Below are 16,282 nucleotides of genomic sequence, written 5' to 3'. Positions count from 1 at the left end.
GGAAGAAGGGCCGCGCGGGCACATGCGTCCCCGGCCCAGAAACGGCACGGGCCGACGTCATGACCAACGTCGGCCCTGCCAGTACGGATACACGGCGCGCGGGCATGTTGCCGCCGCGCGCCAGTGATGCCTCAGCTATTGGGGTCGAGGTGACGGTAACCACCCAGCAGCACCGACTGCACGTCGGCGGCGAAGTTGCGGACCTCGTCCATCGCGCCCTTGTTACGACGCACCAGCAGGTTGTAGCCCAGAACCGCCGGCACCGCAGTGCCGAGGCCGATGGCCGTCATGATCAGCGATTCACCGACCGGGCCCGCGACCTTGTCGATTGAGGCGTTACCGGCAATGCCGATGGCCGTCAGCGCGTGATAGATGCCCCAGACCGTGCCGAACAGGCCGACGAACGGAGAGGTCGAACCCACGGTCCCGAGGAACGCAAGCCCACCATGCAGGCGCGTCTGCACCAGTTCGACCGAACGCAGGATCGACATCGTCGTCCAGGTATGCAGGTCGATCGCTTCCTGCATCGTGCCTTCGTGATGTTCGGCTGCAGTGATGCCGGTCTGCGCGATGTAGCGGAAGGGCGAGCTTTCGGGCATCGCGTCCGCACCGGCCTGGATGGTCGGCTTGCTCCAGAATTCGCTCTTCATGATCTTCGCATCCTTGAGGATGCGCGCCTGTTCCAGGAACTTGCTGATCATGATGTACCAGGTGCCGACCGACATGACGACCATGATCAGCAGGACGGTGCGGGCGATGAAGTCACCGTTCGACCACAGGGCGCCCAGACCATACGGGTTGGCCTCCGCCCCTCCTCCGCCTGCGGCGAAAGCCATGGCCGGTGCGGCCGTCATCAGCACTACGGCCGCGGTAAGAAGGATACGATGCTGTCGGGTCATTGTAATCAAGATCCTCTGACGGGAAAGAAACGGTGCGGGGTTCCAGCAATACAAGGAACCGGCAGACGACAGGGCCGGGACCGGCCCGCCATGGGGTAAGCGGTCATTTGTCATGACCCGGATGGTCATGCCCATGCAGCATCCGCGCGATATCGGGCGGCGCGATCGGTGGGGCGACCGGAATGGTGGAAAGGACGGGCCCATGTTGTGGCGCGGTGGCGGCGGGCAGGAAGGCGGGCGCATCCCTGACGATCCGCAACGGGATCAACTGCGCCCGGGGCGGAGAGGGAAACATGTTCCACGATTTGGGATGCAGGCCATAGGCAAGGACGCCAACGGCAATGACATGCAGTGCCGCAACACCCGCAATTACCCGCCCGAATGGGGTCTGCCGACGTTGCAGTCTTACATAATCCATCCCGGAACCATCCCTTATCCCAAACCAGCGCCATGGCATCGCCACGCATGCCTGTCCGCCCGACGGGACATGGCATGATGCATGATGGATGCCTGTTATGGGATTGGGCGGTTTCCGCCGTCGCATGTCAAGGCGGTTATGCACCGGAAACGGAACAATTTTCCCGCAAGCGCCTCATACCCGGCCTTAAAAGGCGGCACGGGCGCGCATCCATGCCCGCCTGTAACAGGCATGGATGCAAAAACACGATCCTGCGCGTGCGCCTGCGACGGGGCGCAGGCCGGTCACTGCGCCTGTGCGCTGGCCTCCGACCGGGTGGCCCCGACCTGTGCGGCAAGGGAGGCGGCCATGAAATCATCCAGGTCGCCATCGAGGACGGCCCCCGGATTCGTCTTTTCCACGTTGGTCCGCAGGTCCTTGACCAACTGGTAGGGGGCAAGGACGTAGGAACGGATCTGGTGGCCCCAGCCGATATCGGTCTTCGCCGCCTCGGTCTGTGCCGCCGCGGCTTCGCGCCGCTGCAGTTCCTGTTCGTACATCCGCGCCTTGAGCATCGCCATCGCGGTCGCGCGGTTGCGGTGCTGCGACCGGTCGGTCTGGCACGCCACCACGATCCCGGTGGGGATATGGGTGATGCGGATGGCCGATTCCGTCTTGTTGACGTGCTGCCCGCCCGCGCCGGATGCGCGGAAGGTATCGACACGCAGGTCGGCCTCGTTGATGTCGATCTCGATGGAATCGTCGATCACGGGATAGACCCACACCGACGCGAACGAGGTCTGCCGCCGCGCCGCCGCGTCGAAGGGGGAGATGCGCACAAGCCGGTGGACCCCGGCCTCCGTCTTCAGCCAGCCATAGGCGTTGGGGCCGCTGATGAGGATGGTGGCGGATTTCAGCCCGGCCTGCTCCCCTTCGGAGCTTTCCATCATCGTCACCTTGTAGCCATGCTGCTCCGCCCAGCGGGTGTACATGCGCAGGAGCATTTCAGCCCAGTCCTGCGCCTCCGTCCCGCCGGCGCCGGCATTGACCTCAAGGTAGCAGTCATTGCCGTCCGCCTCGCCCGAGAGCAGGCTTTCGGTCTCGCGCCGCTTCGCCTCGTCGGCCAGCGCGCGCAGGGCCTGCACCCCTTCGGCGACGACATCGCCGTCGCCTTCCATCTCCGCCAGTTCGACGAGTTCGAGCGTATCGCGCACATCGCCTTCCAGCTTCTGCACGCCCTCGATCTGGTTCGCCAGCAGGGTGCGCTCACGCATCAGCTTCTGCGCGGCTTCGGCGTCATTCCACAGGTCGGGGTCTTCGACGCGGTTGTTCAGCTCCGCGAGGCGTTCGATTGCGACATCCCAGTCAAAGATGCCTCCTCAGCAGCGCCACCGACTGCTTGATCTGGTCATTCAGGGCCTCGGTCTCGGCAGACATCGGGGCTTACTCCTAAGCTCATCGTGATAAGGACACGCGGGTCCGGCCGCCCGCGCACGGGCATGCCGTCCTGTCAGGCGTCAATACAGGCCACCCATGCCGATGTCACCCCCGGACGGCGGTGGTGGCGCGGAAGTCCCGGGTGATACCGCCCCCGGCACGCCATTGCCCACCGGGCCATGGCCGGGCATCGTCGCCATGTCGCTTTCGGAATCGGGCATGTTCTCCGCCCCCGTATCGGCCGCCGTCAGGGTGCCGATCGCGCCCGCGCCCATGTCAACGCTGATGCCGGGCTGCTGGTCGGGCTTGAAGGCGTCGATCGCCATGCCCATGCCGGTATTGTACTGCGCAAGGCGCATGTCCGGCGGTGCGCGGAAATCAAGCCGCGGCCGGTCGGCAAGTGCCGCCTTCATCACCTGGTTCCAGATCGGCCCGGCGATCACGCCACCGGTTTCGTTGCGGCCAAGGCTCTGCGGCGTGTCAAAGCCGATCCACACCACCGTCACAAGGTCGGGGGAGAAGCCCGCGAACCACGCATCGTTGAAATCCTGGCTGGTGCCGGTCTTGCCCGCCACGGGGCGGTCGATACCCACGCCCGCGCGCACGCCGGTGCCACGACGGATCACGTCACGCAGCATGGTCACCACCTGGTACGCGCTGTCGGCGGAGACGACCTGCGGGCGCGTATCCACCAGCACCGGGCCGGTGTCGGACGGCGTGGCGGCGGCATCGGCGGCAGGCGCGGCATCCGGGGCCGAAGCCGGAGCCGGGGTCGGCACGTCGGAACCGGCCGCTGGCGTCGCCGATGGCACGGGGCCAAGCTGCAGGCCTGGCGCGCGCCATATGACGTTACCGTTGCGGTCCTTCACATCGTCGATCAGCGTCGGCGTCACCAGATGTCCACCCGCCGCCAGCGTGGCATAGGCCACGGCCTCCCGCATCACGGTGGTTTCCACCGCGCCAAGGGCGGCAGGCAGGACGAGCGGCATGGAATGCACGAGGTCAAGCTTCTGCGCCATGTCGGCCACCGACTTCATGCCGATCTGCGCCGCAAGGCGGATGGTGACAAGGTTGCGCGACTCCCGCAGGGCGTCGTGCAGCATGGTCGGCCCCCAGAAATCCTTTTCATAGTTGTTGGGATGCCATTCACCATAGGACACCGGTGAATCATCGAATTTCTGCGACGGCGAGATCCCCTGCTCCATCGCGGCGAGGTAGACGAACGGCTTAAACGATGATCCCGGCTGGCGCGCGGCCTGTGTCACGCGGTTGAACTGCGACGCACGGAACGACCATCCCCCCACCATCGCCAGCACGCGGCCGGTACGCACGTCGATGGTCGTCAGCGCCCCCTCCACGCGCGGCACCTGCCGCAGGGCGACACCGGAACTGTCGGCCATCGGTTCGACCATCACGACATCGCCGGTCGCGATCCCCTTGCCCGCGCGCATCCACGAACTGTCCCGCGCCGGCAGTTCCCCGGTATGCGGGATGGCGGGCGACGTCCCCTCCAGCCAGCCAACCTGCCCCGTCGTGGCCGACAGCACGACCGCAAGGCGCCACGTCGTCAGCATGGAGGGCGGCGCGCTGACCCGCGCCAGCGCATTGGCCCAGTCCCCCTGCGGGTCCACACCGTCCAGATGCGTCACCGGCCCGCGCCAGCCGCCATGCGCACGGTCATAGCGCATAAGCCCCTCATGCAGGGCGACGGTGGCCACCTGCTGCAGGTGCGGGTCCATGCTGGTATGGACCGAAAGCCCGCCTTCCATGGTGGAATTGACGCCATATTTCTCGATCAACTGGCGGCGCACCTCCTCCGAAAACCATTCGGAACCGGGCACCGGGCCGGGGCGTGTGAAGGAGGAGGGAATCAGGGGTTCCTGCTCCGCCGCGCGGGCGTCCTGCGGGGTGATGGCGTGCAGTTCCGCCATGCGTTCAAGCACCCAGTTGCGCCGGCCGGTCGCGGCCTGCGGGAAGCGGACGGGGTTGTAGTTGGTGGGCGACTTTGGCAGCGCGCCAAGGAACGCGGCCTCGGCATTGTCCAACTGGTCCAGCGGCTTGTTGAAATAGGTCTGCGCCGCCGCCCCGATGCCGTACGCCCCGTTGCCGAGGTAGATTTCATTGAGGTAGATCTCAAGGATCTGCTGCTTGGAGAGCGTCTGCTCCAGCCGCATCGCCAGCAGCGCTTCCTTGGCCTTGCGCTCCATCGACACGGCGTTGGAGCCGAGCAGCATGATGCGCGCCACCTGCTGCGTGATGGTGGACGCCCCGATCGGCCGGTGCTTGGAGCCATGCATCATCAGGTCCGTCAGGCCCGCGCGGATGATCGCCAGCGGGTCCACGCCGCCATGGCTGAAGAACTTCTGGTCCTCCGCCGCAAGGAAGGCGTTGCGCACACGTTCGGGAATCGCGTTGTAGGGAACGAAGATCCGCCGCTCCGCCGCCAGTTCCGCCATGATCTGGTCATCGCCGGAATAAAGGCGGCTCATCACCGGTGGCTGGTAGGTGCGCAGGCCGTCAACGGTCGGCAGCCCTTCGGACAGGCGGGCATATTCCTGCCACGCGACGACACCGCCAATCCCGCCGACAAGCAGCACGGCACCCAGCGCCCCGCCCGCCAGCCTGCGCACCAGGCGATAGCGCGGGCGCGGGCCACCGGTGGGTGGGCGTGGACGGCGGCCGCCCGCACGCCCGTCATCGCGCGTGGCGTCAGAAGTTCCATCCACCCGGCCATCGCGGCCCGATCCGTCAGCAAGCGTCATCCGGTATCCAATAGGGAATATAGGGACTGTGTGCCCCTGTCCTAGCACCGTCCGGCGTCCACGTCGCCCCCGATCCGCAGGACACGCATGACAGCCTGTTCAGGATCAGGCGCGCAGGCGGTCCCATTCCGCGCGGCCGTCACGATCGAGGGCGTCGAATTCCGCATCCGTCAGCGACAGGGTCGCGGCCTGCGCATTGGCGCGGGCATGGTCGGGGCTGGAGGTTCCGGGGATGGGCAGCATGACCGGCGAACGCCGCAGCAGCCACGCCAGCGCCACCTGCCCCGTGGTCGCCCCCCGCGCCTGCGCCACGCGGGTCAGCACGTTGTCCCCACGCGCAAGCCCCCCGGCCGCCAGCGGCGCCCACGGGATGAAGCCGATATTTTCGCGCGTGCAGTAGTCCAGCACCTCCTCCGAATACCGGTTGACGAGGTTGAAGCGGTTCTGCACCGTCGCGACCGGGAAATACAGCCGTGCGCGTTCGATCATCTCCACCGTGACTTCCGACAGGCCGACATGGCGGATCAGTCCCTGCGCGCGCATCGCCGCGATCGCCTCGAACTGCCGTTCCGGCGTGGTGTCGGGGCCGACGCGGTGCAACTGCCACAGGTCGATGCGCTCCACCCCGAGGCGACGCATGCTCATCAGCACGCATTGCTGGAGGTAGTCCGGGTTCCCCACCGGGCACCAGATGTCGGGACCATGGCGGGTGTGCCCGCCCTTGGTCGCGATCACCATACCCTTGTACGGCGACAGGGCCTCGTGGATCAGGTCCTCGCTGACGAAGGGGCCATAGGCGTCGGCGGTATCGACGAAATTGACGCCGAGTTCGGGCAGCAGGCGCAACGTGGCAAGTGCGGCGTCACGGTCGGCGGGTTCCCCCCATATGCCCGGCCCGGTAATGCGCATCGCCCCGAAGCCGAGACGCGCGACCTCGAGTTCGCCGCCAATCCTGAAGGTCCCGCCGGGACGTGATGCAGATACGGTCATGGCCTTGCTCCTTACCTGTGCTGTACGACAGCCTACCGCCTGATGACGGACGGGCGCACGACAGGTTGCACGGAACCTGCCCTGTGGCCCACGCAGGACACGGCGGATCGGGCAAAAGAGTTCAGAAGTTTTTGGGTGCCGCCTTTTTCCAAAAAGGCGGCGTCTTCGAAGCTTTTTGGAAAAAAGCTTCACCAAAAACTTCTATTATTTATCAGTGATTTTACCCCAGCATGCGCCCGATCACGCGCGCGGTGTAATCCACCACGGGAATGATGCGCCCGTAATTGATCCGTGTCGGGCCGATGACACCGATCGCACCGACGATGCGGTTGGAATCGGTGCGCGCGGGCGCCATCACCACCGACATCCCCGCCATCCCGAACAGGCCGCTTTCCGCGCCGATGAAGATACGCACCCCTTCGGATTCGCACGCAAGGTCGAGCAGGCGCAGCATCGTCTCCTGCGTTTCCAGCCGGTCGAACAGCATCTGTATGGTCGAAAGCCGCTCGATCTCCGTCACGTCCGACAGAAGCCGCCCCTGCCCCCGGATGAACAGCGTGCCGCCGCGTTCCTCCGCATCGCTCCATGTGGCGAGGCCGCTGGCCACCACCTCCGTCGTCAACTGGTCGAGTTCGGTGCGGTTGGCCGCGATGTCGCCGCTCACCTTCTCACGCAGGATGTCGAGCGTGCGGCCCGACAGGTGCGCATTGAGGTAGTTCCCGGCCTCCACCAGCGCCGAGGGCGGAAGGCCGGGCGGGATCTCGATCACGCGGTTTTCCACCTGCCCGTCGGAGCCGACAAGGATGACCAGCGCGCGCCCCGGCCCGAGGGCGACGAATTCGATATGCTTGATCGTGCCATCGCTCTTGGGCGCCAGCACCAGTCCCGCGGCCGAGGACAGGCCCGAAAGCATCAGCGACGCCTCCCCCAGCATGTCCTGCAGCGAACGCCCCCGCACCTCCAGCGCGCTGGTGATCGTCTCGCGCTCCTCCTCGCTCAGGCTGCCGAACTGCAACAGGCCATCGACAAACAGCCGCACGCCCTTTTCAGTCGGCAGGCGCCAGGCCGAGGTATGGGGCGAAAACAGCAGCCCGGCCTCCGTCAGGTCGGCCATGATGTTGCGGATCGTCGCGGGCGACAGCGACAGCGGCAGGCGCTGCGACAGGGTGCGCGACCCCACCGGGTCGCCGGTTTCCACATACTGTTCGACGATTTCGCGCAGGATGGCGGCGGATCGCGCATCCAGCCCCGGCGGCAGGGCAGGACGCGAAGACAGTGCCACGATATCCATGTCGTTCTCCCTCCTCCCCTTCACATCCATGAGTATCCGGATGGACCGCCATATGGCGGCCTTCCCCGATGGACGTGGCGTGGCCATGGCCCTGGAACAAGGATAGGGACAACGTCGTGTTGCGACAATCACATGATACGGGCCACCCCCACAATTCCACCGTCCCATGACACACCCTCCGGGGACGGGACTGGAAAGAGCGGGGGTTGCGCGCTATGCCGCGAGGCAGGTTTTCATCGGGAGTTTCCTTCATGCGCCCATCCGGCCGCGCCATCGACGCCCTTCGCCCTGTTTCCATCCAGACCGGATTTGCCCGCCATGCCGAAGGGTCCGCGCTGATCCGCATGGGCGGGACAGAGGTGCTGTGCGCCGCCAGTGTCGAATCCCGCGTCCCCCCTTTCCTGCGTGGCAAGGGACAGGGCTGGGTCACCGCAGAATACGGCATGCTGCCGCGTGCGACCCACAGCCGTGGCCCGCGTGAGGCGGCAAAGGGGAAACAGGGTGGCCGGACGCACGAAATCCAGCGCCTGATCGCGCGCGCGCTGCGTGCGGGCATCGACCTCAGGGCATTGGGGGAAATCTCCATCACGGTGGATTGCGACGTGCTCAACGCCGATGGGGGCACGCGCTGCGCCGCCATCACCGGCGCATGGGTGGCGCTGCGCCTCGCGCTGGAAAAACTGGTGCGGACGAACGTGATCCCTGCCCTGCCGGTCACGGCGCAGGTGGCGGCCGTGTCCTGCGGCCTGACACAGGCGGGCGCGGTGCTGGACCTGGATTACGCCGAAGACAGCAACGCCGCGGCGGACGCCAATTTCGTGCTGACCGAAACCGGCGGCATCATTGAAATCCAGGGCACGGCGGAACAGGCCCCCTTCTCGCAGGAGCAGTTCAATGAACTGATGCGCCTGGCGCAGGCGGGCACGGCGCGCCTGTTCGAAATCCAGCGCGACGCCGTGGCGCAGGCGGTGGCGGCATGAGCGGCGAACAGACACGCAGGCTGCAACGGGGGGATACCCTCGTCCTTGCCAGCCACAATGCCGGAAAGCTGGCCGAATTCTCCTCCCTGCTGTCGGGCTATGGCATCAGGGTCGTCTCCGCCGGGACGCTGGGCCTGCCGGAGCCGGAGGAAACCGCCACCACCTTCGCCGGCAATGCCGAAATCAAGTCGCTGGCGGCGGCAAGGGCTGCGGGCCTGCCCGCGCTGGCTGATGATTCGGGGTTCTGCGTCAGTGCGCTCAATGGCGATCCGGGGGTCCTTTCGGCACGCTGGGCCGGGCCGGACAAGGATTTTCCCGCCGTCATGCGCCGCATCCATGACCTGATGGGGGACAATCCGGACCGGGGGGCATGGTTCATCTCCGTCCTGTGCCTGGCATGGCCCGACGGGCAGACCGCAACCTTCGAAGGCCGCATCGACGGGCAGGTCGTCTGGCCGCCGCGCGGGGACCACGGCCATGGCTATGACCCGATCTTCGCCCCCAACGGCAGCACGCTGACCTTCGCGCAGATGACGGAGGAGCAGAAGAACGCCATCAGCCACCGGGGCCTCGCCTTCCGCCTTTTCCGTGACGGATGCCTGCAACCCGCATGACGCCCGCGCGTCATCGCATAAAAAACCTTGGGTCGTGACGGAAAATTCCGAAATCAACCCACTGTTAAATAAAGGAAGTTTCTGGGTGCTGCCCTTTTTGAAAAAGGGCGGCGTTCTTTTTACAGGCTGCTTTCTCAGGGCGCTGCCCTGAAACCCGCCAAAGGGCATTGCCCTTTGGAAACCGTGACTTGGGGGCTGTTTGGGAAAGCGGGTTCTATAACACCCTGAAATTATAAAAGTTTTTGGTGAAGCTTTTTTCAAAAAGCTTCAAAAGGCGATGTCCGAAACCTTTCTGTTATTTTCCATCTGGATGACCACAAAAAAACCCCGCCACGATCCCGTGACGGGGTTTTGCAATTCCGGGCCATGCCCCGCAACAGCGCGGCACAGTCCCATCAGCGTCCGGTCATGATCCGTTCGACAAGCTGTGCCACGGTCGGCACGAACCCGTTGGCATAGAAGGGATCGGTCGCGAAGCGCCACGCATTGGTGCCACCGAACATCAGGTTGTGTTCCATGACATCACCCGCATCGGGACCATGGGCATGCGCCACCGTCTGCAACGTCTTCTGGATGCAGTAGGAACGCGGGTCGGCCTTGTGCCCGTTGGAATAGGACGGGCCGCGCTGGCTCCAGTTGGAGAAGCGGCATTCCGACAGGCACCCCATGCATGCAGCCTGATCCGACAGGATCTCGCGCGCCTTTTCCGGCGTCACGAACACCAGCGTGTTGTCCGGCGTGCGCAACCCTTCGGTATAGCCTTCACGCTGCCACAGGGCGGCGCGTTCGCTGTCGGGATGGGTCACATAGACGACGCGCCCACGCGCACCCACGCTGAAGGGTGTCGCATGTTCGCCCACCGCCTCGGTCGAGAAGGCGATCTGGCGTTCGGAACGCGCCCGCAGTTCACGCAGGAAGTCATTATTGACCGCCGAGGAATAGAACCCCGTGGGCGAGAAGCGGTTGAGGAACACATCGCCCTTCTTCAGCGTCATCAGGCGCTGCTTCCACACCTCGGGAATGGGGCTTTCACGCGTCAGCAGCGGACGCGTGCCGAACTGGAACGCCACCGGCCCGAGTTCGGGATTGTCGATCCAGTCCTGCCATTCCTCCAGCCACCAGACGCCACCCGCCATGATGATGGGCGTTTCATCAAGGCCAAAGGCGCGCATCTGCTTGCGCAGCGCCAGCACGCGCGGCAGCGGGTCTTCGGGGGCGAGGGGATTTTCCGTGTTCGACAGGCCGTTATGACCGCCCGCGCGCCACGGATCCTCGTACACCACGCCACCAAGCAGTTCGCCGCTCTTGTGATATGACCGCCGCCACAGCGCATTGAACGCACGTGCCGACGACACGATGGGGTAATAGTACACCCCGTGTTCGGTGGCGATGTCCGACAGGCGGTAGGGCATGCCCGCCCCGCATGTCAGGCCGTTGATCAGGCCCTTCGTGCCTTCGAGCACACCGCGGATCACACGTTCGGCACCCCCCATTTCCCACAGGATGTTGGCATGGATGCGTCCCCTGCCGCCTGCGATCTCATGGGCGATGCGCACCTGGTCGATGCCGCCACGGATGGCGTAATCGATCAGTTCCTCATGCTTTTCCAGACGGGTCCGCCCCCGGTAGGTCTGGGGGACGATGTTCCCGTCTGCATCGTACGAATCGGCATTCACGATCGATACCGTTCCCGCGCCGCCCGCCGCGGCCCAATGCCCGGACGAGGCCCCGGTGGAGATCGAAACCCCTTTTCCGCCCTCGACCAGGGGCAGGATATCCACCCCACCCATCCGGATCGTGTTGATCGCCTTCATCGTCATTCCATCGTCATCTGTAAAACCGGTCCACACCGGCCATGTCGCCGGGACGGTGGGTACGGGGGGCATTTCCCCGTACCCGGCCCCTCATGTCGGTCGTGTCCGCGATCCGTGTTCAGCGCGCGCCGCGACCGGCCTTCGCGCCAACCGCATCACCGATATCGGCACCGGTTTCCTGATCGACAACCCGCATGGACAACTTAACCTTGCCACGGTCGTCGAACCCGAGGACCTTCACCTTCACTTCATCGCCCTGCTTGACGACATCGGTGGTCTTGGCAACGCGGCCCTGCGCCAGTTCGGAGATGTGGACAAGCCCGTCACGCGGGCCAAGGAAGTTCACGAACGCGCCGAAATCGGCCGTCTTGACCACCTTGCCGTTGTAGATCTTGCCAACCTCCGGCTCCGCCACGATGCCACGGATGCGCTCGATCGCCTTTTCCGCCTGCTCGTCGGACGAGGCCGCGATCATGATCGTGCCATCGTCGTTGATGTCGATCTTCGCACCCGAATATTCCACGATCTCGCGGATGACCTTGCCACCCTGGCCGATCACGTCGCGGATCTTTTCCTTCGGCACGGAGATCGTCGTGATCTTCGGCGCGGAAGCGGACACGTCCGAACGGCCTTCGGTCAGCGCCTTGGCCATCTCGCCAAGGATGTGCATGCGGCCGCCGCGCGCCTGGTCCAGCGCGATTTCCATGATCTCGGGCGTGATGGACGTGATCTTGATGTCCATCTGCAGGGCGGTGATGCCCTTTTCCGTGCCCGCGACCTTGAAGTCCATGTCGCCGAGGTGGTCTTCGTCACCAAGGATGTCGGACAGGACCGCGAACTCTTCCTCTTCCTTGATCAGGCCCATGGCGATGCCCGCGACCGGACGCTTCAGCGGGACGCCCGCATCCATCAGCGCCAGCGACGTGCCGCACACCGTGGCCATGGAGGAGGAACCGTTGCTTTCCGTGATCTCGGAGACGACACGCATCGTATACGGGAACGTATCCTTGCCCGGCAGCAGCGGATGCACCGCGCTCCACGCCAGCTTGCCATGGCCGATCTCACGACGGCCGGGCGAACCCATGCGGCCACATTCCCCGACCGAGAACGGGGGGAAGTTGTAGTGCAGCATGAAGTTGGTGCGGTATTCGCCCTCAAGCGCGTCGATCACCTGCTCGTCCTGCCCGGTGCCAAGCGTGGCGATGACCAGGGCCTGCGTCTCCCCACGGGTGAACAGGGCGGAACCATGCGCGCGCGGCAGGATGCCGACTTCGGAGACGATCGGGCGGATCGTCTTGAGGTCGCGTCCGTCGATGCGGTGCCCCGTCTCCAGCACGGCGGAGCGCACGACGTTGGCCTCAAGCTCCTTGAGCAGTGGCTTCGCGGCCTCGGCCTCTGCCGGGTCGAGCTTGGCGAGGATCGCGTCCTTCGCTGCGGCGACCTTCTTGTAACGCGCCTGCTTGACGCGCTCCTGGTACGCTTCGGCGATCGCCTTGCGGCCCAGCTTGTCGATCTTCTTGCGCAGCTTGATCTCTTCGGCGGTCGGCTCAACCAGATCCCACGGCGCCTTGGCCGCATGTTCGGCGAGGTCGATGATCGCGTCGATCACTTCCTGGAACGCCTCGTGCCCGAACGTCACCGCGCCGAGCATGATCTTCTCGCTCAGTTCGACGGCCTCGGACTCGACCATCAGCACGCCTTCTTCCGTGCCGGCGACGACGAGGTCAAGCTCGCTTTCCTTCATCTGCGGGATGGTCGGGTTCAGGACGTACTTGCCGTCGATATAGCCGACGCGGCACGCGCCGACCGGGCCGAAGAACGGAACGCCCGACAGCGTCAGCGCGGCCGAGCAGCCAATCAGGGCGACGACCGCCGGGTCGTTTTCCATATCATGGCTCAGCACCGTGGCGACGACCTGCACCTCGTTGCGGAAGTTGTCGGGGAACAGCGGGCGGATCGGGCGGTCGATCAGGCGCGAATTGAGGACTTCGGCCTCGGACGGGCGGCCTTCGCGCTTGAAGAAGCCACCGGGGATCTTGCCCGCGGCATAGGCCTTTTCCTGGTAGTTGACCGTCAGCGGGAAGAAATCCTGCCCCGGCTTGACGCTCTTTGCGCCAACGGCGGTGCACAGCACGACCGTGTCGCCATAGGTGACGACGACCGCGCCGTCGGCCTGACGGGCGATCTTGCCCGTTTCAAGGATGAGGGGACGGCCGCCCCACTCGATTTCAGTACGGAAATAGTCAAACATGCAGACAGTTCCTGTCCGTTGGCTACCGCAAACGGAACAGAGCGGACCGAACATTGGGATATCGATGGCAGCGCCTCGGACGGCATGGAGCGATGACGGACCGACCGTCAATACACCATGTGGCCTGAAACGCTGCGACCCTGTCCGGGTGTCTCCGCCGTCATGTCGGCAGCGTGTTTGCGGCATTCACGATTGAATGCCACGAAATGCGGGGTCACGCGGGGTTACAGGGCGTTACCGTCCCACCGCCGCGCGACCCACGGCGGGCGCATTATGAATGCGATCCCGCCATGCCGCAAATCAGCGACGCAGGCCCAGACGCTTGATCAGCGTTTCGTAGCGGGTCTGGCTCTTGCGCTTGACGTAATCAAGCAGGCGACGGCGGCGGCCGACAAGCATCAGCAGGCCACGACGCGAATGGAAGTCCTTCGCGTGGGTCTTCAGGTGCTCGGTCAGGTTGACGATCCGTTCCGTCAGCAGCGCAACCTGCACTTCCGGCGAACCGGTGTCCTTGGCTGCGGTCTGGTATTCATCAATCAGCGCCGTACGGCGTTCCGGGGTAATCGACATCGGGTTGCTCCGTGTATCTTCAAAGAGGTTCTGGCTACAGCATGCGCACGGGCCGCAGCCATCCCTCAGCAGGACGGCACAGGCCCACGACACGCGCCCCGTCCATCGCACGCACGACCCCGCTGCGGGGATCGACGGCATCCGGAATCCGGCCCATCAGGTCAAGCAGGCTGAGCGCCTGCCCGTGCGACAGGGAATCCGCTTCTTCGGGGGTCAGGGCCAGCGCCGGGATGTCGTCCAGCGCGGTCGCGACCGGAAGCAGCAGATCCGGCGAGGCAGGCGCGTTGTCGGCGCTGGCGACGATTTTGTCCAGCATAATCGCATCGGACTCACCAAAAGGCCCCACCTGCAACCGCCGCAGCGCCGCGACATGGCCCACCGTCCCGCAGGCCCGCGCGATATCACGCGCAAGCGAGCGCATGTACACCCCCTTGCCGGATTCCACCTCAAAGATCGCGGTATCCGCGTCGGGACGCGCGATCAGTTCGAAACGGTCGATACGCGCCGGACGCGGCGGCAGTTCGGGCGGGCGTCCCTCCCGCGCCATGTCATAGGACCGCTTCCCCCCGACCTTGAGCGCCGAAAAGACCGGCGGCACCTGCATGATGTCCCCGCGAAACGCCGCCAGCGCCGCCTCGAACGCCGCATTGTCGGGCCGCACGTCCGATGTTTCGGTCACCGTGCCATCGGCGTCATCACTATTGCGTGCCTCGCCGATGCGCAGGGTAAAGTGGTACCGCTTGGTCCCGTCCATCACATAGGGGACGGTTTTCGTGGCCGCGCCGAACGCGATCGGCAGAAGCCCTGTCGCCAGTGGGTCAAGCGTGCCGCCATGCCCGGCCTTGCACGCATCGAACAGGTATCGGACACGGCCGACCACCTGCGTTGACGTCATGCCTGACGGCTTGTCCACAATCAGCCAGCCATCGATCGGGCGTCCACGCCTGCGTCGCATCAGCACAAGAACCTTTTTTGCCAAAGAACCAAGGCCCGTGCGTGTAAACGACGCGCCGGGGCGGGGCAATGGCCTAATTCTTGTGCCATGGGGATGGCCGTTGCGCCCGCGTATGATAAAACGCCCCGGCGGGAACATGCCAGCCATCCGGCGGCCCCGCTTTCGCGACAGGCATTCTGGTGTCATCCTTGATGACCGGTCGCGTAAGGCGGATTGGACTGAAACCTCTTTAATATTGCGTCGTAGGGAGACCTGAACACATGGCAGAACGGCAGACCACGGTCGGCGCTTTCGTGTTGGGTGGTGCGCTGCTGGGGGTCGCGGCAGTCGTCCTGTTCGGCAAATTCCACCCGTTTTCCGCCACCAACAACGCCGTCGTGATCTTCGACGGGGCCATCAACGGGCTGGGAATTGGTGCCCCCGTCACGCTGGAAGGCGTGCAGGTCGGCACGGTGGAAAAGATCGGGATCAAGTTCGATCCCGCCTCCCACAAGGCATATATCCCCGTCACGGTCCAGTTGCGCGCAGACCGCACCAAATCCACCGAACATAGTCAGGGCCTGACCGCCGAAGGACTGCCGGACCTGATCCGCCACGGCCTGCGCGCGGAACTGCATATGCAGAGCTTCGTGACCGGGCAGGAGGAAATCGACCTGTCCTTTGACCCCGCGACGCCCGCGCAACTGCATCCGGGCATTTCGGACCTGACGGAAATCCCGGTGCGCGAATCGGAAATGCAGAAGCTGACCGATACGCTGACGACGCTGCCGCTGAAGACGATCGCGACCAACGCCGATGAAATGCTGGTCAGCATCCGCAGCCTGGCCGACCGGCTGGACAAGGACCTGCCCCCGCTGGTCACCAGCGTGAAGGAAACATCCGACCGCAGCCGCGTGACCGTCGATACCGCGACCGACACGATCCGCGACCTCGACAAGCGGCTTGACGTGACGCTGGCCTCGATCGACCGGCTGGCCAACAGCGGCACACAGCAGTTGGATTCGCGCGGGGCGGAACTGCATGACCTGCTGCTCAATTCCAACAATACCGTGACCGAAGCGCGCCAGACCCTCGCAGGGTTGCATGACATCACGGCGCCGAGTTCGGCGGACCGCGCCAACCTCGATTCCTCGCTGCGTGACCTTGCGGCTGCGGCCTCGGCCCTGCGCGGTTTCGCCACCGATGTGGAACGCAATCCCCAGCTTCTGCTGATGGGCCGCCGCAACTGATTGCAGCCCTGCTTCATGATATGGAGCAGGCTGGCTTTCTGCCTGTTTTCCCCGATGAGGGGTAATCGCAAAAGGTAGAATCCGGGCGCTGCC

Annotated in this window: 14 protein-coding genes; 4 read left to right on the top strand and 10 right to left on the bottom strand. The window is 65.0% G+C overall.

Annotation, left to right across the window (positions count from 1 at the left end; translation table 11 throughout):
* Positions 1-131: 131 nt before the first annotated feature.
* The 5 genes from CFR72_RS06000 to CFR72_RS05980 form a co-directional block, all read right to left on the bottom strand.
* On the bottom strand, positions 132-899 hold the full coding sequence (locus CFR72_RS06000; RefSeq protein WP_110913091.1) for a MotA/TolQ/ExbB proton channel family protein: 768 nt from the start codon (positions 897-899) through the stop codon (positions 132-134).
* Between the two features lie 103 nt (positions 900-1,002).
* Positions 1,003-1,317 carry a hypothetical protein gene (locus CFR72_RS05995; protein WP_146220655.1) on the bottom strand — a complete coding sequence of 105 codons (315 nt, stop codon included), beginning with the start codon at positions 1,315-1,317 and terminating at the stop codon, positions 1,003-1,005.
* A gap of 284 nt (positions 1,318-1,601) precedes the next feature.
* A protein-coding gene (gene prfB / locus CFR72_RS05990; RefSeq protein WP_110913089.1) for a peptide chain release factor 2 occupies positions 1,602-2,733 on the bottom strand; the annotation gives its coding sequence in 2 pieces (ribosomal slippage) (positions 1,602-2,663 and positions 2,665-2,733; 1,131 coding nt in all).
* Positions 2,734-2,813: 80 nt separating this feature from the next.
* A complete protein-coding gene (locus CFR72_RS05985) occupies positions 2,814-5,495 on the bottom strand; it encodes a penicillin-binding protein 1A (protein ID WP_110913088.1) in 2,682 nt (893 codons plus the stop codon).
* A 105-nt stretch (positions 5,496-5,600) separates the two neighbouring features.
* Positions 5,601-6,485 (bottom strand): aldo/keto reductase, encoded by an 885-nt coding sequence (locus CFR72_RS05980; protein ID WP_110913087.1) that lies wholly within the window; start codon positions 6,483-6,485, stop codon positions 5,601-5,603.
* An 83-nt stretch (positions 6,486-6,568) separates the two neighbouring features.
* Between CFR72_RS05980 and CFR72_RS18265 the strand changes: the two genes are divergently transcribed.
* A complete protein-coding gene (locus CFR72_RS18265; RefSeq protein ID WP_279629156.1) occupies positions 6,569-6,703 on the top strand; it encodes a hypothetical protein in 135 nt (44 codons plus the stop codon).
* Between the two features lie 2 nt (positions 6,704-6,705).
* Here the strand turns inward: CFR72_RS18265 and hrcA are convergent, their stop codons facing one another.
* Positions 6,706-7,776, bottom strand: a complete 1,071-nt coding sequence (hrcA, locus tag CFR72_RS05970) for a heat-inducible transcriptional repressor HrcA (protein ID WP_110913086.1) — start codon at positions 7,774-7,776, stop codon at positions 6,706-6,708.
* Positions 7,777-8,027: 251 nt separating this feature from the next.
* Between hrcA and rph the strand changes: the two genes are divergently transcribed.
* Both rph and rdgB read left to right on the top strand, forming a co-directional pair.
* On the top strand, positions 8,028-8,756 hold the full coding sequence (rph, locus tag CFR72_RS05965; RefSeq protein ID WP_110913085.1) for a ribonuclease PH: 729 nt from the start codon (positions 8,028-8,030) through the stop codon (positions 8,754-8,756).
* Positions 8,753-9,370, top strand: a complete 618-nt coding sequence (gene rdgB, locus CFR72_RS05960) for an RdgB/HAM1 family non-canonical purine NTP pyrophosphatase (RefSeq protein WP_110913084.1) — start codon at positions 8,753-8,755, stop codon at positions 9,368-9,370. Before rph ends, rdgB begins: the two co-directional genes overlap by 4 nt.
* A 395-nt stretch (positions 9,371-9,765) precedes the next feature.
* Here rdgB and CFR72_RS05955 read toward each other — a convergent pair whose 3' ends face one another.
* From CFR72_RS05955 to truB, 4 genes are all read right to left on the bottom strand, one after another.
* A complete protein-coding gene (locus CFR72_RS05955) occupies positions 9,766-11,184 on the bottom strand; it encodes an NAD(P)H-dependent flavin oxidoreductase (RefSeq protein ID WP_110913142.1) in 1,419 nt (472 codons plus the stop codon).
* A gap of 118 nt (positions 11,185-11,302) precedes the next feature.
* A complete protein-coding gene (gene pnp / locus CFR72_RS05950; RefSeq protein ID WP_110913083.1) occupies positions 11,303-13,435 on the bottom strand; it encodes a polyribonucleotide nucleotidyltransferase in 2,133 nt (710 codons plus the stop codon).
* 300 nt (positions 13,436-13,735) lie between these two features.
* On the bottom strand, positions 13,736-14,005 hold the full coding sequence (gene rpsO / locus CFR72_RS05945) for a 30S ribosomal protein S15 (protein ID WP_003617029.1): 270 nt from the start codon (positions 14,003-14,005) through the stop codon (positions 13,736-13,738).
* A gap of 34 nt (positions 14,006-14,039) precedes the next feature.
* Positions 14,040-14,960, bottom strand: coding sequence for a tRNA pseudouridine(55) synthase TruB (truB, locus tag CFR72_RS05940; protein ID WP_110913141.1), 921 nt, complete (start codon positions 14,958-14,960; stop codon positions 14,040-14,042).
* 260 nt (positions 14,961-15,220) lie between these two features.
* On the opposite strand from truB, the gene CFR72_RS05935 reads away from it, so the two are divergent.
* Complete coding sequence (locus CFR72_RS05935) at positions 15,221-16,189, top strand: MlaD family protein (protein WP_110913082.1); 969 nt, start codon at positions 15,221-15,223, stop codon at positions 16,187-16,189.
* Positions 16,190-16,282 lie beyond the last annotated feature (93 nt).

Source organism: Gluconacetobacter entanii, from assembly GCF_003206495.1.
In the GTDB taxonomy this organism is placed as follows: Bacteria; Pseudomonadota; Alphaproteobacteria; order Acetobacterales; family Acetobacteraceae; genus Novacetimonas; species Novacetimonas entanii.
Note: the sequence above shows the minus strand (reverse complement) of the source record. Positions and strands in the feature narration are given on the sequence as shown.